We start from the raw sequence: 20609 nt of genomic DNA on the forward strand, positions 1-20609 counted from the left end.
CCGCAGTCCCGGGCCGCTCCCGGTGACGCACGAAAGGCCGGTACTGCCCCGCTCGGGGGTGGAGTACCGGCCTTTCGGCGTCCTGGGAGCTCCCTGGGGGCTTCCTCGGGACTTCTGGAGGCTCCTGGGCGCCCAGGGGCGTGCGGGCTTCGTCCGTGCCTCGTCGGGGCGGCGTCCGGGCGGCACGGGGGAGCCGCCCCGGGACGCTCCCGCCCCGTCCCCCTCAGTCGAGGAACGTGGCCGAGGTGATCTTGTTCTTGAAGTTGAGGCTGGCGTTGCCGACGTAGCCCGGCGGGAGCGACCCGACCAGACCTTCGAGGTTCGCCTCGGTGGCCACCTTCCACGTGTACGTGTCCCGGTTCCGGTAGGACGCGGTGTCGTCGTTCGTCACCCGGTTCCGGCCGGCGCAGTCCTCCGGCCCCACGAACAGGTTGTTGAAGAAGTTCCAGTCCGAGGACATCAGGTCGAAGACGCAGCCGCCCTGGTAGGAGTTGTAGTAAAGGCCGAACTCGCTGGTTTCCAGATAGCCGTTCCTCTCCGTGTTGGCGGCGGCCGGCCCGGCTGCCGCCAGGAGAACGGCGCCCACGGATACCGCGGCGGCGCAACCGGTGACGAGTTTCTTGAGAGCCCTGCTCATGGGGCATTTCTCCATCTTCAGGGAATTGATTCCGGCCGGGATTAAACCCTCCGGACTACTCCGAGGCAAGCGGCTTCTCGGCTGATCAGGCCTCAACCACCCTGGCTCGTAACGGACTTGTCGGGCTTTCCGGCACCCGATTACCATCTCCCGCGGCCTTCCGCCCCTCCCCCGCACCTCCGTGACCTCCTCCTCCGCCGACCGCAAGGGAAACACCTCGTGCGTGTACGCGAAATATCCTCGTCACTCCTTTTGTGTCTCGCACTGACCGGATGCGGAGGCGGGGAAGTCCCGGGGAAGAGCTCCGGCGCGGGAAAGTCCGGACCTACCGCGGCCCCTTCGATCGCGGCGGGGGACGTCCCGTTCTACACGTGCATGCAGCAGCACGGAATGACCCTCTCCTACGGGGACAACGGGGCTCCGCACATAGTGGAGAAGGACGGTCCGCAGTATCCCGACGCGCAGAAGGCCTGCCTGCCGCTGCTCCCCTCACCCTCCCCCTTCCAGGCGAGCCCGCAGGAACTGGCCGCCGCGCGCAAGTCCTCCGAGTGCATGAGGCAACGGGGCATCTCCTGGTATCCGGACCCGAATCCGGTCACCGGCGAGGTACAGCAGGAGGACGGCGGCACCTCCGAGCAGTGGCAGTCGCTCAAGAGCGACCACCGCGAGGCCTACCGGACCTGCCTGCCCCGGCCCTCCTGACCCGGCGCGCGCACGGCTCAGAGCAGACCGGCCGCCAGCTTGTAACGGGCCTCGCGCTGCTTCTTGTACAGCGCGAGGGTCTCGGCCTGCTCCTCCACCAGCCGCTCCTGGTAGGCCTTCTCCACCGCCGCCCAGATGCCCACGAGGTTCACCTCGCGCTTGCAGGCGACATCGGCCTTGGCCGCGGTGACGGCTTTGGGCCCGCCGGGATCGGCTTCCAGGCCGAGCTTCTGGACGACCTCGTAGGGATCCTTCAGGCCGGTGTACCCGGACTTCTCCATGCACGCCGACCAGTTCTTCAGCACCTCGGCCACCCGCGAGTCCCCCTTGGAGCGTTCGTGCGCCTCCGAGGCCAGCCCGAACGGGAACAGCAGGTCCACGCTGTCCTTCGTCGGCGCGTACAGCTTGCGGTACGCCTCGCGCACGCACCCGCCGGCCGGCACCTTCTGCCCGCCGACGTCGATGCCGCTGTCCACGCGCGCGGCCTCTTCCTCGTTCGGGGCGTCCGGGGGCTGCGCTCCGCTCTGCTCCGCTCCCGGCCGTTCGCCGTGCATGACCAGGGCCGCGCTCTCGCTCAGCGGGGTGGCCGGGGGCTTGACCGGCCGCCCTTTGCCCGCGGTCGTGTCGTAGCCGTGGGCCGCCGCGAACACCGGATCGGCCGCCCCGAAGAGCGTCCGGTGCCGGCCCTCGGAACCCTGGGCGCCTGCCGGATCGGAGGGCCTGACCTCCTCGTACGGGAACCCGTACCGGGCCATGCACCGGGAGAGCAGCCGCTGCTGCACCTGCCCCATGCGGACCGTCTCGGCGTCGGTGTCCGTGTACGCGTCCAGGGGCAGCGAGATCGAGGCGGTGGCCGGGGCCACGGCGATCTCACCGAGTTCCGGCTCCCCGTGCGCCTCGCCCCCGTCCGGATCCGAGCAGCCGGCCAGGACGAGCGCCAGCAGGACGGCGGCCGGGAGGACGGGGCGGGGGGCGGAGCGGAGGGCGGGGCGGCAGAGCGGACGGGAGCGCATCGCGGAAGACCTGGTCACTCTGGGAGATTGAACAGCCCGGCCGGTACCGGGACAAGGTCTGCTCACCTGCTGGTCAGCCAAACTTCTTGCCTGGAAAGCAACTTGCGGGCCCGTCCCACCTCGCGGGCACCCCGTGCCGACCGGGCGAGGCCCTGCCAAGATGGCCGGGGCGAGCACGCCCGAGTCGCCCAGGAAGCGGTGATCCGTGACGAACGGCCCGTCCGACGAAGCCCCCGATGCCGGCGGCGACCCCGCCGCCCCGGCCGCCGCCGGGCTCGGACTCCTGTCCCTCGGCAGCTTGCTGCTGACCACCACCCGCCCCTGGCAGAAGCCCGGCTCCCCTCTCGCGCTCACCCTGGAGTGGGCGGCCTCGGGCAGCCTGATGCTCTGCGGCCTGGTCCTGCTGACCCGCTGCATCGGCCGGGTCCACCGCGCGGCCGAAGCCTTGCCGGAGGCCCCGTAGGACCATCGGAACCCGGTTCGGCGTGGAACCGGTCAACGACGCGGTGACGGACGCCGCAGCGAAGCGGCCGGACGTCTCCGGCACGCCGGAGGTGCGAGTCGTCCGGGCCGCTCGGCTCCCCACCGAGCGGCCCGGCCTGGAACGATCAGGCTTTGGGAGCCACCTTCGAAAGGCCGTTGATGACGCGGTCCATCGCGTCGCCGCCCGTCGGGTCGGTCAGGTTGGCCAGCATCTTCAGGGTGAACTTCATCAGCACCGGGTGGCTCAGGCCCCGCTGGGCGGCCACCTTCATGATCTTCGGGTTGCCGATGAGCTTCACGAACGCGCGGCCCAGCGTGTAATAGCCGCCGTAGGTCTCCTTCAGGACCTTCGGGTAGCTGTGCAGGGTCAGTTCGCGCAGGGCCGGGGTGGCGCGGGAGTGGGCCTGGACGATGACGTCGGCGGCGATCTGGCCCGACTCCATCGCATAGGCGATGCCCTCGCCGTTGAACGGGTTGACGAGCCCGCCCGCGTCGCCGACGAGCAGCAGCCCCTTGGTGTAGTGCGGCTGGCGGTTGAAGGCCATCGGCAGGGCCGCGCCGCGGATGGGCTGCGTCATGTTCTCGGGGGTGTAGCCCCAGTCCTCCGGCATCGAGGCGCACCAGGCCTTGAGGACCTCGCGCCAGTCCAGCTCCTTGAAGGCGGAGGAGGAGTTGAGGATGCCCAGACCGACGTTGGATGTGCCGTCGCCCATGCCGAAGATCCAGCCGTAGCCGGGCAGCAGCCGGTCCTGGGCCCCGCGCCGGTCCCAGAGCTCCAGCCAGGACTCCAGGTAGTCGTCGTCGTGGCGGGGCGAGGTGAAGTACGTCCGCACGGCCACGCCCATCGGGCGGTCCTCGCGGCGGTGCAGGCCCATCGCCAGGGAGAGCCGCGAGGAGTTGCCGTCGGCCGCGACGACCAGCGGGGCGCTGAAGGTGACCTGGGTCTTCTCCTCGCCGAGCTTCGCCGTCACCCCGGTGATGTGGCCGGTGCGGGGATCGCGTACGGGCTCGCCCACGTTGCAGCGCTCGTACAGCCGGGCGCCGGCCTTCTGCGCCTGGCGGGCCAGGGTCTCGTCGAAGTCGTCGCGCTTGCGGACGAGGCCGTAGTCGGGGAAGGAGGCGAGCTCCGGCCAGTCCAGCTGGAGCCGCTGGCCGCCGCCGATGATCCGCAGGCCCTTGTTGCGCAGCCAGCCGGCCTCCTCGGAGATGTCGATGCCCATCGACACGAGCTGCTTGGTGGCGCGCGGCGTCAGGCCGTCGCCGCAGACCTTCTCGCGCGGGAACGCCGTCTTCTCCAGGAGCAGGACGTCGAGCCCGGCCTTGGCCAGGTAGTAGGCGGTGGTCGAGCCGGCGGGACCGGCCCCGACGACGATCACGTCCGCGGAGTGCTCGGAGAGGGGCTCGGTCACGGCGGGTCTCCCGAAGGCTCGATAACTCGATAAAGGTGCCCAACGGCACAAGAACATGTGCAGTCTATGCAGCGAGAGAGATCGCGATCCGAAGGGCTGCCTTGTGACCACCTCGCCGACCCGGCCGCTCCCCGCCGTCCAGCTCCGTGTTCCCACGGACGAGGACGCGCACGCCTGGCACCGGGTCTTCCGTGACCCCGACGTCATGGAGTTCCTCGGCGGCCCCGCCGAGCTCTCCTTCTACGAAGAGATCACCGCGCGACAGCGGATGCACGACGCCCGGCTCGGCTTCTGCCTGTGGACGCTGCTGGACGAGGACGGTGAGGTCATCGGCTTCACCGGGGCGCAGCCGTGGCCGGCTTCGAAGGAGTGGGGCCCGGTGGGGGAGATCGAGATCGGCTGGAGGCTGGGTCGCGCCGCGTGGGGGAAGGGGTACGCCTACGCTGCTGCGCTGGCCACGCTGGAGCGGGTGCGGGAGGCCGGGGTTCCGGATGTGGTGGCGATGATCGACGATGCCAATGTCCGCTCGATCGCGGTGGCGGAGCGCCTGGGGATGAACCTGGCGGAGCGCTTCCCCCTCCCCGGCGGCCACCGCCACGCCCGCCGCTACACGCTGCCCCTCACCCCGGCGTGACCCCGCTGCGCGGGGCCGCCCCGCCCGGGCGCGGCCCCGGGCGGGCGCCGGCGGAGAAGGGTCCGCGGGGAGGTGTCCGCGCCAGACGGATCTACTCCTCCAGCGCGGGCGGCGAGGGCTCGTCCTCCCCGGGCGGCAGTACCTGGAGGATCTCGCCGGAGGGCGTCACGAGGTAGCGGATCTCGGTGTCGCCGTCGATTCCGGGCGGGGCGACCCGGTCGCGGAGCCGCTCCTGCCGCTCCGCCACCGAGCTGTCGGAGTCGTACCAACGGCCCTTGAGTTCGATCTGGGTGAGGCGTTCGGTCAGTTCGGTCGCGAGCGCATCGGCGTCCTCCCACTGACGAACCTGCGACTCCAGGAACTTCCGCAGTGCGGCATAGGGATGGGTGGGGTCCGCGAGCGCTACCGCAGCCGCGTCGGCCACCATCGCCTTGCGCCGGATCGTGATCGCCGCTCGCGCCAGGTGGAGCTCGCGGACGAAGTGGTCCGTCTCCTTCGTCTTTCCGCCGAGAGCCTCCTCCAGGCGGCGATAGTCGACCTTGCCGTCCTCTTCCACGAGCTCGTCGATGACCCCGCGGTGCTTCTCCAAGAACTGCTGAGAGCGGTAGAACTCGTCGTCCGCGCTCTTCAGGGCCAGTTCGATACTCGGATTGCGGCCGTCGAGCATCAGGCTGATCACGCGGGACAGCTGAGCATCGGCCGACAGCTGGTCCTTGATCCGTTCGACGTAGTGACGTTCCTCCTGGCGTCCCAGCATGGCTTCGACTTTGCGCTGGTGTGCCTGCTGTTCACGCCGGCCGACCATGTCCACCACCAGAACGGTTGCGGCGACGGCCAGCACGGGCCAGCCTGCCGCGATCGCCCCTCCGGCGGCGACAGGCTTCAGCACGGCGTGTGCTGTCGTGCCGTCGGTGCGGGAGAAGCCTCGGAATCCGGAGGTACCGACGGCCTTGACGAGCTCTGCGCCCTTGGGCAGCACCACCCGGAACAGGGTGGGGCTCTTCGGGTTGAGGGCCTCCACGATCCCGACCATCACCTGCTGGGCCGTCGCGTTCACGGGCACGGTCCGCAGTTTCGCGACCTCCGAGGCGCTGACCGGGTGGTACTCGACGGCGACCGGTGCCGCCGAGGCTTCGAGCGCCTCCCAGATCGCGGCGGACGTCGAGCCGGCGGACCGCAGCACTTCCTCGGGCACCAGAAGCCCTGCCGGAGGGAACACGGGCCGAACGCCGGCCGCTGCCGCAGCGCTTGCTGCAGTGGGCCCGCCCGAGGCCGCGCTGGTGGTGGCGGTGGCGGTGGCGGTGGTGGTGCTGCGCGAGCGCCTCCTGAGCAGCCACGCGGTGACCGGCACGGCGAGGGCGACGAAGACGGCGACCAGCTCGAGGGGGATGGATATCACGCCACGTCACGTCCTCTGACAGCCTGCAGCGGTTGGTTCACACGGCCCCCGAGCATAGCTCCGCGTCAGAAGACGCTCAGGCCCGTCAGGGTGGTGAAGCGGTCCAGGGCGGCTACGGCGGCGACCGAGTTGCCCTGGGCGTCGAGGCCCGGGCTCCATGTGGCCAGCGTGCACGCGCCGGGGACCACCGCGACGATGCCGCCGCCGACGCCGCTCTTGCCGGGCAGGCCCACCCGGTAGGCGAACTCCCCCGCCGCGTCGTACGTCCCACAGGTCAGCATCACCGCGTTGACCTGCTTGGCCTCGCTGCGGGTGAGGAGACGCGAGCCGTCCGCGCGCAGCCCGTGCCGGGCCAGGAAGCGGCCGGCGCGGGCCAGGTCGGCGCAGCTCATCTCGATGGAGCACTGCCAGAAGTAGTGATCCAGCAGCATCGGCACGGGGTTGTCTATGTTCCCGTAGGCGGCCATGAAGTGGGCCAGGGCCGCGTTGCGGTCCCCGTGTGCCTGTTCGGAGGCGGCGACCTCCGCGTCGAAGGCGACGTCCGGGTTCTGGCTCTCCTCCCGGAGGAAGCGCAGCAGTTCGCTGCTCGCGTCGCCCGTCAGCGTCTGGAGCCGGTCCGTGACGACGAGCGCGCCCGCGTTGATGAAGGGGTTGCGCGGGATGCCGTTCTCGTACTCCAGCTGCACGAGGGAGTTGAACGGGTTGCCGGAGGGTTCCCGGCCCACCCGCTCCCACAGGCTGTCGCCGCCCTCGGCGAGCGCGAGGGCCAGCGCGAAGACCTTGGTGATGGACTGCGTGGAGAACGGCGTCTGCCAGTCCCCCACGCCGAACACGTTGCCGTCGAGGTCGGCGATGGCCATCCCGAACTGCCGGGGGTCCACGGACGCCAGCGCCGGGATGTATTCGGCGGTGGTGCCGCTGCCGATCAGGGGGGCGATGTCGGTGGCGACCTGTTCCAGCAGTGCCTGGTAGTCCATCGGTCCGTCCAGTCCGTCCAGTCCGTCCAGTGCGCTCAGTGCGTCCGGTCCGCAGTCCGCAGTCCGTCTCCGGGGTCTCCCGGCCTAGTGCTTGGTGCCGCGGTGCAGGGCCACGATGCCGCCGCTCAGGTTGCGCCAGCCCACCTTGGACCAGCCGGCCTTCTGCAGCAGTGCGGCCAGCGCCGGCTGGTCGGGCCAGGCGCGGATGGAGTCGGCGAGGTAGACGTACGCGTCGGGGTTGGAGGAGACCGCGCGGGCGACCGGCGGCATCGCGCGCATCAGGTACTCGGTGTACACGGTCCGGAAGGGGGCCCAGGTGGGCTGCGAGAACTCGCAGATCACGACCTGGCCGCCGGGCTTCGTGACCCGGTGGAGCTCGCGCAGCGCGGCGTCGGTGTCCTGGACGTTGCGCAGGCCGAAGGAGATGGTGACGGTGTCGAAGGAGTCGTCCTTGAACGGCAGCTTCGTCGCGTCGCCGGCCGTCAGCGGGAGCCAGGGGTTGCGCTTCTTGCCCTCGCGGAGCATGCCGAGGGAGAAGTCGCAGGGCACGACGTACGCACCGGTCGCGGCGAAGGGCAGCGAGGACGTGGCCGTGCCGGCGGCCAGGTCGAGGACGAGCTGTCCGGGGCGCGCGCCGACCGCCTTGGCGACCTCCTTGCGCCACAGGCGGGCCTGCCCGAGGGAGAGGACGTCGTTGGTGAGGTCGTAGTTCGCCGCCACGCCGTCGAACATGGAGGCGACTTCGTGCGGCTGCTTGTCCAGGGAAGCGGTGGTCACTGGCGTGGGCCCCTCGGGTGCGGTGCGAATGGTGCGGCGAGCGGTTCGGCAGGGTCCTGCGGACCGCCCCGCCATTCTCGCAGGCCCCCCGGAACCCGCACCCGGCAGCTCACCGCCGCAGGGCCTCCGCCGGTTCGGTGCGGGAGGCTCGCCGCGCCCGGTAGAGGCCTGCCGGGCCGACGGGGAACTGGCCGCTGACGTGCCGGCGCCCGCGCCCCCGGGGCCCGGCGCGGGCCGATCTCCCCGGTGCGCTCCGGGACGGCGGCAGGCGCGGTGTTCGCGATGCCCACGGCGCCGGTGATCAGGCAGATCCCGGCCGGCACGGGGAAGAGCCGGGAATCCGGGAAATCGGGCCCGGACTGCACCGAGCTCAGCGACGACGGTGGAGCAGCCTGCCGCCGATGACCGTGGCCACACAGCTCGTCGGGCCCTCCACCAGCAGCTCCGCCGGACCGGACACCGCGTACACCGCGAACCGTGCCGGGGCGCCCGGCTCCAGGACCCCGTGGAACGCCTCCTCGGCCGCGGTCCGGCCGGCGAGCGGGTCCAGGGAGGCCGGGCCCTCGTAGGGGGCGGGCGGGACGATGGTGAGCCCGGAGCGGACCACGGCCGTCCGGACGGCCGGGCTGCTGAAGCGGCCGGCCACCGCGACCACCCCGCGGGCGAGCAGCTTCTGCGTACCGCGCCGCGCGCTGTTGCCCCAGCGCGGCTCCGTCAGCTTCAGGTCCGCCAACGCCTCGGCGCCGCTGATCGGTTCGGCCCCGAGCTCGGTGATCTCGTACGGGTCGTCCGGGTAGTACGTGCGCTCCAGCAGCTCGTCGCCGCCGCGCACCAGCAGCCCCGGGGTCAGCACCCCGGGCCAGCTGCGGGCGCGCGCGTGCGGATAGGCCGCGGCGAGCTCCTCGTACGGGCCCACCCGGGCGATGCGGTCGCCCTCGACCAGCACCGCGCCGCCGGGCAGCGGAGCGGGTCCCGGTCCGGGTCCGGTGGCGGCCCCCGTGACGAGGAGCTCGGCGGTGTGGATCGTCAGCACGGGCGCTCAGTTCGAGGAGATGAGCTTCAGCTCGGGGTGGGCCGTACCGCCCTCGATGGCGGTCGAGGAGATGTGCGAGACCACGCGGTCGTCGACCGGGTCGTTCGCCGGGTCCTCGTGCACGAGGAGGTGCTCGTACGTCGTGGCGCGCTGCGCCGGGACGCGGCCCGCCTTGCGGATGAGGTCGATGATCTCCATGCGGTTGGAGCGGTGCTTGGCACCGGCGGAGGAGACCACGTTCTCCTCCAGCATGATCGAACCGAGGTCGTCGGCGCCGTAGTGCAGGGAGAGCTGTCCCGCCTCCTTGCCGACGGTGAGCCAGGAGCCCTGGATGTGGGCGATGTTGTCGAGGAAGAGCCGCGCGATGGCGATCATGCGCAGGTACTCGAAGACGGTCGCCTGGGTCCGGCCCTTGAGGTGGTTGTTCTCGGGCTGGTAGGTGTACGGGATGAAGGCGCGGAAGCCGCCCGTGCGGTCCTGCGTGTCCCGGATCATCGCGATGTGCTCGATGCGCTCGGCGTTGGTCTCGCCGGTGCCCATCAGCATGGTGGAGGTGGATTCCACGCCCAGCTTGTGGGCGATCTCCATGATCTCCAGCCAGCGCTCGCCGGACTCCTTGAGCGGGGCGATCGCCTTGCGCGGCCGCTCCGGGAGCAGCTCGGCGCCGGCGCCCGCGAAGGAGTCGAGACCGGCGGCGTGGATGCGCTGGATGGCCTCCTGCGCCGACACCTTGGAGATCCGGGCCATGTGCTCGACCTCGGACGCGCCGAGGGAGTGGATGACCAGCTGCGGGAAGGCCTGCTTGATGGCGGAGAAGTGGTGCTCGTAGTACTCGACGCCGTAGTCCGGGTGGTGGCCGCCCTGGAACATGATCTGCGTGCCGCCCAGCTCGACGGTCTCCGCGCAGCGGCGCAGGATGTCGTCGAGGTCGCGGGACCAGCCCTTCTTCGCGTCCTTGGGGGCCGCGTAGAAGGCACAGAACTTGCACGCCGTCACGCACACGTTGGTGTAGTTGATGTTGCGCTCGATGATGTACGTCGCGATGTGCTCGGTACCGGCGTAGCGCAGCCGGCGGGCCGCGTCGGCTGCCTGGCCGAGGGCGTGCAGCGGCGCGTGGCGGTAGAGGTCGAGCGCCTCTTCCTTGGTGATCCGGCCCCCGCCGGCGGCTCGGTCGAGGACTGACTGGAGAGCGGCCTGGTCGGTCACCGGTGCGTCACCTTTCGGCTGGGTCGTTCGGCTGTGTCAAGATTCCGGACCGATCCAGCCTACGCCAGCCGCCCCTTCCGCCGCCCTGGCCCCCTACCGGTGCGTACGGGGTTCCTGCTCGGAGGCACTCGGAGGCGTTCAGAGGCCCGCCGCGGTGCCGAGGCCGAGTCCCGCCCAGACCACCCCCGCGAGGGCGCCGCCCGCCATGAACGGGCCGAAGGGGATCGGGCTGGTGCGGTCCGCCCGGCGCAGGGCGATCAGGGCGAGGCCGTGCGCGGCGCCCCCGAGGAACGCGGCGAAGGTGCCGGCGAACACCACGGGCCACCCGTACCAGCCGAGCACCTGCCCCACGACGAGCGCGAGTTTGACGTCGCCGAAGCCCATGCCGCGGGGGTTGATGAAGAAGAGGAGGAGGTAGACGCCGCCGAGGACGAGCCCGCCGAGCAGGGCGCGCGTCCAGGAGCCGCCGGCTCCCCCGGCGAGGGCGGCCGGCCCGAGGGCCGCGGCGGTCCCGGCGGCCAGCGGGAGGGTCAGTACGTCGGGCAGCCGGTGCACGGCCCGGTCCACGAGGCAGAGCAGCACGGTGAAGGGCGCCAGCAGCAGCCAGACGGCCAGCTCGGGCCGCGCCCCCACCCCGGCCCCGAGCGCGAGGCACACCAGGGTGGTGGCCAGCACGGCTCCCCCGGAGGGCGCGTAGCCCCGGCGGCGGCCGATGGCGGGTCCGGGTCCGGACGGGCACCGGGGACACACCGCGCGGCCCAGCCAGCCGCGGGCCGGGCCGGTCAGCGGATGCCCGGCCGGACAGGCCGAGCGCCAGGGCAGGCCCGCCTCGACCGAGAGCCGGTAGACGGCGCGGGGCAGGAGGAGGCCTGCCAGCGCGCCCCAGAGGATGACCCCGGCCACGAACCCCGCGATGCCCATGCCAGCTCTCGCCCCCGCCCCCGCCCTGCCGCGTCTTGGCGATGGACGGTAGCAGGGGTGGTTGTCCCCTTACCGGCCCTTCCGCCGTTCCCCGGGCTCCGTCCGGACCCGGTCCGCGCACGCCGGACGGGCTGGAGGATCAGGCCGCCGCCGCACCCGCCGAGCCGGCCGGTTCGAAGCCGGCGAGCATCTGCTCCAGCGCCTGCTGGTCCGGGCCGACGAAGGGGTCGAGGCCCGGGGCGAGGCTCACCGTGTCGATCATCCGGGTGATGAGCCCGATCCCGGCGGCCGGCGGCAGGTGGGTGGAGAGCACGAGCTCGGGATCCATCTCCTTGACCGGCCGGACCGTGCCGAGGAACTTCTCCCGGTCGGCGACGGACGCCCAGGGACTGTCCACCGAGGCCCAGAACAGCTGGGCGGCCCGCAGGTCCTCGGGCCCCACCGCCGCCGCGTCGCCGCCGGCCGCGAGGTCGCCGTCCGGGAGGGGGGCGCCGAAGCAGTCGGAGCTGAAGCAGGCCCGCGACCGGTCGTCGTAGAAGCCCACGGTCGCGGGGTTGTCGAAGAGGGGCGGCCGGAAGGCGGTGAGCGAGCGGTCCCCCACGTCGAGCCGCTGGCCGGGGTTGAGGAAGTGGACCCGGTCCATCGGCAGCGGGCACTCCGTGCTCATCTCGCCCGCGCCGAGGAAGGTGGTCACCACACGGGCCCCGGGGGCGGCCTCCAGCAGGGCGAAGATCCCGCCGGTGTGGTCCCGGTCCGGATGCGTCAGCCAGATCCACCGCACGTCGGCGGGGTCGATGGCCCCGGAGAGGGTCGTCAGGAAGTCCCGGTCCGGCAGGCCGAGGCCCGTGTCGACGACCACGGGCTCCCGGGCGTGCAGGACGAAGGCGTTGACCGGGATGAAACCGACTCCGGGTACTTCGAGGGCGTCTCCGAGGACCGTGATGTCCCGGCCGACTGTGCGTGTGGTCATGGCGGAGCTCCGATGGCCCCCTGGGTGAGCCCGCTCGCGACCGCCACCCGCCCTCTCCATCGTGTCCCCGGGCGGGCCCGAGCGCATGCCCGGGCACCGGGCGGTGGAAAGGGAACGCATTCCCGGTAAACAGCGGGCATTCACCGTTGGGCCCCTTCCGCTCCGCGGAAAGGCGAATACCCCATAAGCCCCGCTAATGCCCCGGCACGCCCACCGGCAGGAGCTCCACGTTCACATCGGGCGCATAGCCCGTGGTGAGTCCCGTCCGCCGCGCGAATTCCCGTACGCCGGCCAGTTGGTCGGGGCCGAAGCGGAAGTCGAGCGTCGTGAAGTAGCGCTCCAGGAGTTCCGCGTCGAAGGCCTCCCAGCGGGCCGCCTGCTCGGCCACCTTGCCGACCTCCTCCAGGGAGACGTCCCGGGAGGCGAGGAAGGCCTCGTGGACCTTGCGCACGACCTCCGGCTCACGTTCCAGGTACTCCTTGCGGGCGGCCCAGACGGCGAAGACGAAGGGCAGCCCGGTCCACTCCTTCCACATCGCCCCCAGGTCGTGGACGGTGAGCCCGAGCCGGGGCGCGTCGTGCAGCGAGGCCCGCAGCGCGGCGTCGCCGATCAGCACCGCCGCGTCCGCCTCCTGCATCATCAGACCCAGGTCGGGCGGGCAGGTGTAGTAGTCGGGCCGCACGTCGTACTTCTCCGCGAGCAGCAGCTGGGCCAGGCGTACGGACGTTCTCGAGGTGGACCCCAGAGCGACGCGGGCACCGTCCAGCTGGTCCAGGGGGACCTGCGAGACGATCACACAGGACATGACGGGGCCGTCGCAGCCGACCGCGAGGTCGGGGAAGGCAACGAGCTCGTCCGCGTTGCGCAGGAACTCCACGAGGGTGATGGGGCCGATGTCCAGGCCGCCCTGGACGAGGCTCGCGCTGAGCTTCTCAGGGGTGTCCTTGGTCAGCTCCAGGTCCAGCAGCGTGCCGGTTCTGGCCAGCCCCCAGTAGAGGGGGAGGCAGTTCAGGAACTGAATGTGGCCGACACGGGGCCGGCTGCGATAGGCGTCCACATCGCGAGACTAGCCCCCGCATCTCCGTCAGCCGTCTGGCGGGTCTCAAACGTCCGAGTGACGTGATCTTTCCCTCTGGTCTCGGCCGGGAGGTGCGTGCTAGGCTCGACGCAAGTTGCAGTTTGGTTTCCCTTGCAGTACGAGGCCTGCGGAGAATGTGACCCGCAGGCTTTTGTAGTTTTCAGACTTCTTAGCAGGTTCTGGAGCAGGGCGACCCTTTGGCCCATAGGAGGGCTCATGGCTACCGGAACCGTCAAGTGGTTCAACGCTGAAAAGGGCTTCGGCTTCATCGCCCAGGACGGCGGCGGCCCGGATGTCTTCGTCCACTACTCCGCGATCAACGCCGCCGGCTTCCGCTCCCTTGAGGAGAACCAGCTGGTGAACTTCGACGTCACCCAGGGTCCGAAGGGCCCGCAGGCGGAGAACGTCACCCCGGCCTAGTCGCCTGGGCCAACCAATCGCGGTTGGATATGCAGTACCCAAGGAGCCCTGTCTTCTCTGTGCGAGCAGAGTCGACGGGGCTCCTGCCTTTTTTCTGTGCCTTTGCCCCGGCCCGCAGGACGGGACCACCTGGAGGGGCACACCGGCGTGCCGGAGCCCCCCGCCGAGTTCGGCGGGGGGCTCCGGCACGTCTTCCGGGGCCCAGGTCCCGGTACCGGCTAGCTCTTCCGGGTCGGCTGTTCGGTCGCCGGGGGCTCGGTGACGGGCGGCTCGGTGACCGGGGGCTCGGTGACCGGGGGCTCGGTGACGGTGATCTCCAGGAAGAGGACCGCCTGGTCCGAGATCCGCACGCGGAGCGTGTAGGTGCCCGCGGCGACGCCGGTGGTGGACAGTTCCGGCAGGGCGATCTTGCCGTCCGCCCCGGTGGCCGGGAGCGCCAGCTCCGTCAGCTTCTTGCCGTCCTTGTCCAGGAAGTACGGGGTCTCCCCCGCCTTCGCCGGGTCCGCGGGGACCCACTTCCCGTCCGCGGTCCTGGTGCCGAGTCCTGCCGTGGCCTTGGCCCCGGCGACCGGCTTGTCCTTCGCCGTCGCCAGGAACTGCACGCCCTTGATCCCGGTCCCGGCCACCGCGGTGAGCGGCTTGCCGGCGTTCGCGTCGCTGCGGACGATCTGGTCCGCCTCCGGAACGGGCACCGGCTTGGCCGGGGTGACCTTGCCGTTGATCCGCACGGAGACCTCGGAGGAGGCGGCGTACCCGGAGGCGCGCACGGTGAAGGCGCCCTCCTTGCGGCCCGCCTTCAGCTTCGGGACCCGGACCAGGCCCTTGGCGTTGGTGCGCAGGACCGCGAAGTCCTTGCCGTCGGCCGCGAAGACGGTGTGGCCGGTGGTGTCGTCGTCGATGGAGATCACGATCACCTGGTCGACGGCCGGCATGCCGTCGGTCAGCACCGCCTTGATGAGCGGAGTGCGCGCGAACTCGGTCCCGGCCTCGGCCGTGAGCTCCTGCGTGCCGATCCGGACCAGCTTGTCCAGGGTCGGCTTCGGCGTGGGAGTCGGGGTGGGCGTCGGCGGGACGGGCGGAGTCGGCGTGGGGGTCGGCGTCGGGGGCGGCACGGGCGCCGGCGGGGCGGGCGGCGTCGGCAGGGTCGGCGGGTTCGGCGTCGGGTAGTTCCCGGACGGCGGGTTCGGCACCGGGGTCGCGCCCTGGCCGGCCTGGTACTGGCGCATGTAGCCGAGCACGGTGTTCACGTACTCGCGCGACCTGTTGTAGCTGAGGATCGCCTTGTCGAGGTCGCCCGCGTCGGTGAGGTTGCGCTGGCCCGCGCAGAGGTAGAGGCCGGCACCCAGGGCGGCGTCGTAGATGTTGTTCGGGTCGCGCTTGCTGTCGGCGTTGCCGTCGGCGCCCCAGGTCGACCAGGTGGACGGGATGAACTGCATCGGGCCGACCGCGCGGTCGTACTCGGTGTCCGCGTCCCACTCGCCCTTGTCGGTGTCCTTGATCTCGGCGAAGCCGTTGCCGTCCAGGCGCGGCCCGCGGATCGGCTTCTCGGTGTACCCGTCCGCCTTGAGCCCGTAGCCGGAGGCGTGCACGGATTCCACCCTGCCTATGCCCGCGAGCAGTTGCCAGGGCAGGTGGCAGCCGGGGAGGGCCGCGGCCACCGAGATCTCGGCACGCTTGTAGGCGTCGAGGGCGGTCGCGGGTATGCCGGCGGTGGCCCCGCCCGGGCTGGCGGCGCCGGGGGGCGCGGGCGGCGGGTCGGCGACCAGGTCCGGGAGGTCCAGCCGGGCGTCACCGCGATCGGTGGCCTGGGGGCTGTCGGGGGTCGGCTCTGCTTCCCCGGCGCCCGCGATCGGTGTGTTGGTCACGACCGCGGCAGTGGTCAGGCTGGCCGCGAGGGCGGCCGTGCACATGACTTTGCGCGAGGTGTTGACGAGGTGACGGTGAAGTGGCTTCACAGTGCGGCGATCCCCCCAGAGCGGCGGCCGATCCGGGCCACCGTAAAACGTAAAAAGTCGTATAACGCTCCGCGCGCCCCGAACATCTTCGCGCAGACGGCCGATCGGGCCGTGGAGGTCAACTGTCTATCAGTTCTTCGCGCGCGACTCACCGCCGCCCCAAGAGATGTGTCCCACCCTTCGCCCGGCCTTCACAGGACCTTGCCCCGAAACGGACAAAGGACCTAGGTCCCTGCCGGATTCGCACCAATGGCACATATTTGAGCGCTCTATGATCTTTATCCTTGGGGGATGGCAAGGAGCAAGAAGGATCAGCAGCGCGAGGCCCGGATACGGATGCGCGAGGAGCGCGAGGCCCGGGCCCGCCGCGAGAAGCGGCGCGGGCGCGTGCTGATGGGCGGCGCGCTGGTCGCCGTACTGGCCCTCGCGGTCGGCATCGGGATGTACGCGGCGAAGTCCTCGGACTCCGTCGACGAGGGGGCCGGCAAGCCCTTCGTCCAGCCGGCCCACACCACCGGCGAGGACGGGATCGCGATCCCCTACGGCAAGGCCGACGCGAAGAACGTCCTCTCCGTCTGGCTCGACCCGCGCTGCCCCTACTGCGCGGGCGTCGAGATCGGTCTCGGGAAGACCGTCAAGGAGCAGGCGGAAGCGGGCACGTACCGCGTCGAGTACCACTTCGCCACCTTCCTGGACAAGGCGCTCGGCGGCGGCAAGGGCTCCAAGCGGGCGGTCAACGCGCTGGGGGCGGCGGTGAACGAGAGCCCGGAGAAGTTCATGGAGTACCTCCAGGTGCTCTACGAGAACCACCCGGAGAAGGAAACGGACGACACCTTCGGCTCCACCGCCACCCTGCTGGACCTCGCGGACCAGGTCCCGGGCCTGCGGACGCCCGCCTTCAACCAGGCGGTCAAGGAACTCACCTACATGCCGTGGGTCGAAAAGGTCGGCCAGGCCTTCTACGACCAGGACATGAAGGGCACTCCGGACGTCTCCGTCAACGGCACGAAGCTCACGGTGAACTCCGGCAAGGGGATCGACTCGATCACCCCGGACGAATTCAAGAAGCTGATCGCCGACAACCTGACGTAGCCGTTCCTCCGGGCACGCGTGCCCGACGAGACGACCGAAGCCGATGGAAGGTAATTGCCTCGACAGCGTCCGGCAACTCCCGGCAAACTGGCGGCCCGTGACGAGCAGTGAGCTGTGGACCCGAGCGACCGCCGACCGCTACGACGCCGAGGAGGCCGAGACGTCCTCGGCCGCCGCCCTCGGACCGGCCCTCGCCTTCCTCGCCGAGCTCGCCGGCGACGGCCGGGCACTGGAGTTCGCCATCGGGACCGGACGCGTGGGCGTCCCGCTCCGGGAACGCGGCGTGCCGGTGGTGGGCATCGAGCTCTCCGAGCACATGGCAGCGGTCCTGCGGCGCAAGATCGACGAGGACACCCTCCCGGTGGTCATCGGGGACATGGCCGCCACCGTCGTTCCCGGCGGGTTCACCCTGGTCTATCTCGTCTACAACACCATCACGAACCTGCTCACGCAGGACGAGCAGGTCGAGTGCTTCCGCAACGCAGCGCGCCACCTGGAGCCCGGCGGCCGCTTCGTCATCGAGCTGGGCGTACCGCCGCTGCGGCTCCTGCCGCCCGGCCAGGTCGCCGTGCCGTTCGACGTCTCCGAGCAGCATCTCGGCTTCGACACCTTCGACCTCGTCGAGCAGATGCTCGTCTCGCACCACTTCACCCGTGAGGGCGGCGGCGACGGCGACGAGGGCCGCTACCGCCGCGACAACTCCCGGCACCGCTACGCCTGGCCGGCCGAGCTCGACCTGATGGCCCGCATCGCCGGGCTCGAACGGGAGCTCCGCGTCGCGGACTGGGACGGAACGCCGTTCACCCAGGACTCCGCGAAGCACATCTCCGTCTGGCGCAAGCCGGCCTGAGTCCGCCCACGGGGCCTCCCGGCCGCTTCCCCGGGGGATTGCGGAACCCCGGCGCAGCCACCACCCCACCCGCAGCCCCTACCCCCCGTACAGTTCCTCGATCTCCGTCGCGTACCGCTCCGCGACCGCGCGGCGGCGGAGCTTCAGGGTCGGGGTGAGGGTGCCGGACTCTACGGTGAACTCCCCCGGCAGGATCCGGAAGGCGCGGACGCGGGCCGGGCGGGAGACCGTGGCGTTGGCCGCCTCGACCGCTTCCGCGACGAGGGCCCGTACCGCCGGGTGGTCGCCGGGGGCGGCGGGGTCCAGGGTCACCGACTCGCGGGCGGCCCAGGCGGCGATCTCCTCCCCGTCCAGGGTGATCAGGGCGACCGGGTGGGGGCGGCGGTCGCCGATCATGACCGCGCGGGAGACATAGCGCGAGCGCTGGACGGCGAACTCCAGCTCGGTCGGGGTGATGTTCTTGCCCGCCGAGGTGATGATGAGCTCCTTCTTACGGCCGGTGATGGAGAGATAGCCGTCCGGGTCGACCTCGCCCAGGTCACCGGTGTGCAGCCAGCCTTCCCCGTCCAGTGCCTCGGCCGTCGCCGTGTCGTTGGCGTGGTAGCCGGGGAAGACCATCGGGCCCCGGGCCAGGACCTCCCCGTCCTCGGCGATGCGGACCTCGCAGCCGGCGATGGGGCGGCCCACCGATCCGTAGCGGACCCCGTCCGGGTGATTGAGGCTGATGACCCCGCCCGACTCCGTCATGCCGTAGCCCTCGAAGACGGCGATCCCGCAGGCCCGCAGGAAGTCGAGGGTGGCCGGGGCGATCGGGGCGCCGCCCGTCAGCGCCCACTTCAGGCGGCCCCCGAAGGCGCCCCTGACCAGGGAGTACAAGGATGTCTCGGCCGCGTCGTAGGCCTCCTGGTCCTCGGCCGGCAGGCGGCCTTCGGCGGCCAGCAGACCGAGCCGGACGGCCTCCGCGAAGCGGGCGCCGCCGCCCTCCTGGGACTCCGCGAGGGAGAGGACCACCGAGTGGAGCTTCTCGAACAGGCGGGGTACGGAGGGCAGATGGGTCGGTCGGGCCTCGGCGAGCTCGCCGATGACGTCCTCGATGCGGCCGCCGAAGTAGCAGAGCTCCCCGCCCTCCAGGAGGGTGGTGAACTGGATCAGCTGGGCCAGCAGGTGGGCCAGGGGGAGGTAGAGGTACGTGGAGTCCCCCGGGCCGCCCTTGATCAGGGGGAGGGTGGCGTCCTGGATGGCGCCGAGGTTGGCGTGCGTGAGGCGGCAGCCCTTGGGCAGGCCGGTGGTGCCCGAGGTGTAGACGATGGAGGCGTCGGCCGCGGGGTCCACCGCCGCGGCGCGGGCGAGGAGTCCGGCTTCCGTCGCCGGGGCGGGGCGGGCGCGCAGCCCGTCCATCTCCACCACCGCACGCAGCGCGGGGAGCTTCGGGCGCAGCGCCTCCACCCGGGCCGCCTGCGCGGCGTCGTCGCAGACGACCACCACGGACTCGGAGTCCGACAGCACCCAGGCGAGCTCCTCCTCCCCGGCCGTCGGGTACACCGGCACGAGGACGGCCCCCGCGGCCAGGACCCCGAAGTGGGTGTACGTCCACTCCGGCCGGGTCTCCGCGAGCACCGCCACGCGCTCACCGGGGGCGACCCCCAGGCCGAGCAGGGCGCGCCCGGACTCCCTCACGCGGAGCCGCAGTTGCCCGTAGGAGACGGTCGACCAGCCGCCCTCCCCGTTCTTGTGGCGGAGCGCGGTCTCGGCCGGGTACCGCTCGCCCGTCCACTCCGTGAACACCGCCAGCGTGCGCGGGCGCAGGGCTCCGTCCGTCCCGTCCGTCCCGTCCGTCTCGCGCTCCCGGTCCATCGGGTCCATCGGGTCCATAGGGCTCGCCTCCCCCTCGGTGGTACCGAAGACGCTAGGCACCGGGGAGGCGTCCGCGGCATGACCGGAAGCGTCACCCCCGCTGACCTCAGCGCTCATTGCGGCTACCGTCGGACCCATGGGGAGGCGGACGGTCACCGTGCACCACGTGCGCGCCGTGCTCGCGGGGGCGCGCGGCAGCGGGCTCGACACCGTGCCGCTGCTCCAGGAGGCGCAGATCCCGCCCCTGCTGCTGGGCGACGACCGGGCACGGGTCACGCCCGCGCAGTTCGCGCGGCTGTTCAGGGCGCTGTACCGGGCCACGCAGGACGAGTTCCTGGGCCTGTCCACCGTCCCCAGCCGGCCGGGGACCTTCGCGATGATGTGCAGGGCCTCCCTGGGGTGCCGCGATCTCGGTGCCGCGGTGGAGCGCTCCGCGATCTTCTACGGGCTGTTCCCGGGGGGACCGGAGCTGGCGCTCGACGTCGAGGGCGGGCAGGCGTGGTTCGCGGTGCGGAACGAGTTCGCACGGGACGAGGAGCGCTTCCTCACCGAGTGCGTGCTCGCCATCTGGCACCGGCTGAGCAGCTGGCTGATCGGCCGGCGCATTCCCCTGGCCTACGCCTCCTTCGCGTATCCGGCGCCCCCGCACGAGGCGGAGTACGAGTTGCTCTTCGACTGCCCGGTCCGCTTCGGCGAGGCGCGCACGGGCGCGGCCGTGGCCTTCGACGCGCACTGGCTGACGGCCCCGCTGATACGGGACGAGGCCGCGCTCGACGCGATGCTCCGGCGGGCCCCGTTCGACCTCCTGTCCCGGCCGGCGTACGGGACCACGGTCGCGGAGCAGGTCCGCCGGACCCTCACCCAGGCCCTGCGCGGCTCACCACGGCTGCCGGAACTGGGCGAGGTGGCCGGGCGATTGGCGGTGTCCCCGGCGACGCTGCGGCGGCGGCTCCAGCAGGAGGGCACGTCCTTCCAGCAGCTGAAGGACCACGTGCGGCGCGATGCGGCGATCGCCGGCCTGGCGGAGAGCCGCGAACCCATCGCGGAGCTGGCGGCCCGCCTGGGCTTCTCGGAGGACACGGCCTTCCACCGCGCCTTCCGCCGCTGGACGGGCACGACCCCGGGGGCGTACCGCATCGCGTCGGGGAGCTAGAAGCGCACCGCGACCCCGCGTCCCCGCACGAACTGGGAGTCGCTGG

20 protein-coding genes are annotated in these 20609 nt (G+C 71.6%); 7 read left to right on the forward strand and 13 right to left on the reverse strand.

Annotated elements, in window-relative coordinates:
• Positions 1-223 precede the first annotated feature (223 nt).
• The gene (locus ABZY57_RS10785) at positions 224-637 is read right to left on the reverse strand and encodes a hypothetical protein (RefSeq protein ID WP_356510351.1); all 414 of its coding nucleotides are present in this window, start codon (positions 635-637) and stop codon (positions 224-226) included.
• A 375-nt stretch (positions 638-1012) separates the two neighbouring features.
• Between ABZY57_RS10785 and ABZY57_RS10790 the strand changes: the two genes are divergently transcribed.
• Positions 1013-1339, forward strand: a complete 327-nt coding sequence (locus ABZY57_RS10790) for a hypothetical protein (protein WP_356510353.1) — start codon at positions 1013-1015, stop codon at positions 1337-1339.
• Between the two features lie 17 nt (positions 1340-1356).
• Here the strand turns inward: ABZY57_RS10790 and ABZY57_RS10795 are convergent, their stop codons facing one another.
• A complete protein-coding gene (locus ABZY57_RS10795) occupies positions 1357-2370 on the reverse strand; it encodes a hypothetical protein (RefSeq protein WP_356510355.1) in 1014 nt (337 codons plus the stop codon).
• A gap of 187 nt (positions 2371-2557) precedes the next feature.
• On the opposite strand from ABZY57_RS10795, the gene ABZY57_RS10800 reads away from it, so the two are divergent.
• Positions 2558-2815, forward strand: a complete 258-nt coding sequence (locus tag ABZY57_RS10800; protein ID WP_356510357.1) for a hypothetical protein — start codon at positions 2558-2560, stop codon at positions 2813-2815.
• 145 nt (positions 2816-2960) lie between these two features.
• Here ABZY57_RS10800 and ABZY57_RS10805 read toward each other — a convergent pair whose 3' ends face one another.
• Entirely contained in the window at positions 2961-4244 is a 1284-nt protein-coding gene (locus ABZY57_RS10805) for a geranylgeranyl reductase family protein (RefSeq protein ID WP_356510359.1), read from the reverse strand.
• A 55-nt stretch (positions 4245-4299) separates the two neighbouring features.
• On the opposite strand from ABZY57_RS10805, the gene ABZY57_RS10810 reads away from it, so the two are divergent.
• Positions 4300-4878, forward strand: a complete 579-nt coding sequence (locus ABZY57_RS10810) for a GNAT family N-acetyltransferase (protein WP_356510361.1) — start codon at positions 4300-4302, stop codon at positions 4876-4878.
• Positions 4879-4969: 91 nt separating this feature from the next.
• Here ABZY57_RS10810 and ABZY57_RS10815 read toward each other — a convergent pair whose 3' ends face one another.
• From ABZY57_RS10815 to ABZY57_RS10850, 8 genes are all read right to left on the reverse strand, one after another.
• On the reverse strand, positions 4970-6277 hold the full coding sequence (locus ABZY57_RS10815) for a hypothetical protein (RefSeq protein WP_356510363.1): 1308 nt from the start codon (positions 6275-6277) through the stop codon (positions 4970-4972).
• A gap of 65 nt (positions 6278-6342) precedes the next feature.
• Entirely contained in the window at positions 6343-7254 is a 912-nt protein-coding gene (locus tag ABZY57_RS10820; protein ID WP_356510365.1) for a glutaminase, read from the reverse strand.
• Between the two features lie 84 nt (positions 7255-7338).
• Positions 7339-8031 (reverse strand): demethylmenaquinone methyltransferase, encoded by a 693-nt coding sequence (locus ABZY57_RS10825; protein ID WP_356510367.1) that lies wholly within the window; start codon positions 8029-8031, stop codon positions 7339-7341.
• Between the two features lie 370 nt (positions 8032-8401).
• The gene (locus ABZY57_RS10830; protein WP_356510369.1) at positions 8402-9064 is read right to left on the reverse strand and encodes a hypothetical protein; all 663 of its coding nucleotides are present in this window, start codon (positions 9062-9064) and stop codon (positions 8402-8404) included.
• Positions 9065-9070: 6 nt separating this feature from the next.
• A complete protein-coding gene (gene mqnC / locus ABZY57_RS10835) occupies positions 9071-10270 on the reverse strand; it encodes a cyclic dehypoxanthinyl futalosine synthase (protein WP_356510371.1) in 1200 nt (399 codons plus the stop codon).
• Positions 10271-10408: 138 nt separating this feature from the next.
• A complete protein-coding gene (locus ABZY57_RS10840) occupies positions 10409-11191 on the reverse strand; it encodes an A24 family peptidase (RefSeq protein WP_356510373.1) in 783 nt (260 codons plus the stop codon).
• Positions 11192-11330: 139 nt separating this feature from the next.
• Positions 11331-12161, reverse strand: coding sequence for an MBL fold metallo-hydrolase (locus ABZY57_RS10845; RefSeq protein WP_356510375.1), 831 nt, complete (start codon positions 12159-12161; stop codon positions 11331-11333).
• A gap of 193 nt (positions 12162-12354) precedes the next feature.
• Complete coding sequence (locus ABZY57_RS10850; protein ID WP_243339969.1) at positions 12355-13218, reverse strand: menaquinone biosynthesis protein; 864 nt, start codon at positions 13216-13218, stop codon at positions 12355-12357.
• Positions 13219-13455: 237 nt separating this feature from the next.
• Between ABZY57_RS10850 and ABZY57_RS10855 the strand changes: the two genes are divergently transcribed.
• Positions 13456-13659 carry a cold-shock protein gene (locus ABZY57_RS10855; RefSeq protein ID WP_112451444.1) on the forward strand — a complete coding sequence of 68 codons (204 nt, stop codon included), beginning with the start codon at positions 13456-13458 and terminating at the stop codon, positions 13657-13659.
• A gap of 218 nt (positions 13660-13877) precedes the next feature.
• Here the strand turns inward: ABZY57_RS10855 and ABZY57_RS10860 are convergent, their stop codons facing one another.
• Positions 13878-15614, reverse strand: coding sequence for a lytic transglycosylase domain-containing protein (locus ABZY57_RS10860; protein WP_356510378.1), 1737 nt, complete (start codon positions 15612-15614; stop codon positions 13878-13880).
• A 291-nt stretch (positions 15615-15905) separates the two neighbouring features.
• Here ABZY57_RS10860 and ABZY57_RS10865 point away from each other — a divergent pair, with 291 nt between their 5' ends.
• Both ABZY57_RS10865 and ABZY57_RS10870 read left to right on the forward strand, forming a co-directional pair.
• Positions 15906-16706: a thioredoxin domain-containing protein gene (locus tag ABZY57_RS10865; protein WP_356510380.1), complete on the forward strand. Its 801-nt coding sequence runs from the start codon at positions 15906-15908 to the stop codon at positions 16704-16706.
• Between the two features lie 97 nt (positions 16707-16803).
• On the forward strand, positions 16804-17556 hold the full coding sequence (locus tag ABZY57_RS10870; protein ID WP_356510382.1) for a class I SAM-dependent methyltransferase: 753 nt from the start codon (positions 16804-16806) through the stop codon (positions 17554-17556).
• Between the two features lie 78 nt (positions 17557-17634).
• Here ABZY57_RS10870 and ABZY57_RS10875 read toward each other — a convergent pair whose 3' ends face one another.
• Entirely contained in the window at positions 17635-19428 is a 1794-nt protein-coding gene (locus ABZY57_RS10875) for a long-chain fatty acid--CoA ligase (RefSeq protein WP_356510384.1), read from the reverse strand.
• Between the two features lie 118 nt (positions 19429-19546).
• On the opposite strand from ABZY57_RS10875, the gene ABZY57_RS10880 reads away from it, so the two are divergent.
• Positions 19547-20563, forward strand: coding sequence for an AraC family transcriptional regulator (locus tag ABZY57_RS10880; RefSeq protein WP_356510386.1), 1017 nt, complete (start codon positions 19547-19549; stop codon positions 20561-20563).
• Positions 20564-20609 lie beyond the last annotated feature (46 nt).

The organism is Streptomyces sp. NPDC006450 (genome assembly GCF_040612195.1).
GTDB lineage: Bacteria > Actinomycetota > Actinomycetes > Streptomycetales > Streptomycetaceae > Streptomyces.

Coding starts and splice junctions, on each gene's coding strand:
- ABZY57_RS10785 (WP_356510351.1), bottom strand. CDS start 637: ATGAGCAGGGCTCTCAAGAAACTCGTCACCGGTTGCGCCGCCGCGGTA.
- ABZY57_RS10790 (WP_356510353.1), top strand. CDS start 1,013: ATGCAGCAGCACGGAATGACCCTCTCCTACGGGGACAACGGGGCTCCG.
- ABZY57_RS10810 (WP_356510361.1), top strand. CDS start 4,300: ATGTGCAGTCTATGCAGCGAGAGAGATCGCGATCCGAAGGGCTGCCTT.
- ABZY57_RS10820 (WP_356510365.1), bottom strand. CDS start 7,254: ATGGACTACCAGGCACTGCTGGAACAGGTCGCCACCGACATCGCCCCC.
- ABZY57_RS10840 (WP_356510373.1), bottom strand. CDS start 11,191: ATGGGCATCGCGGGGTTCGTGGCCGGGGTCATCCTCTGGGGCGCGCTG.
- ABZY57_RS10845 (WP_356510375.1), bottom strand. CDS start 12,161: ATGACCACACGCACAGTCGGCCGGGACATCACGGTCCTCGGAGACGCC.
- ABZY57_RS10855 (WP_112451444.1), top strand. CDS start 13,456: ATGGCTACCGGAACCGTCAAGTGGTTCAACGCTGAAAAGGGCTTCGGC.
- ABZY57_RS10865 (WP_356510380.1), top strand. CDS start 15,906: ATGGCAAGGAGCAAGAAGGATCAGCAGCGCGAGGCCCGGATACGGATG.
- ABZY57_RS10875 (WP_356510384.1), bottom strand. CDS start 19,428: ATGGACCCGATGGACCCGATGGACCGGGAGCGCGAGACGGACGGGACG.
- ABZY57_RS10880 (WP_356510386.1), top strand. CDS start 19,547: ATGGGGAGGCGGACGGTCACCGTGCACCACGTGCGCGCCGTGCTCGCG.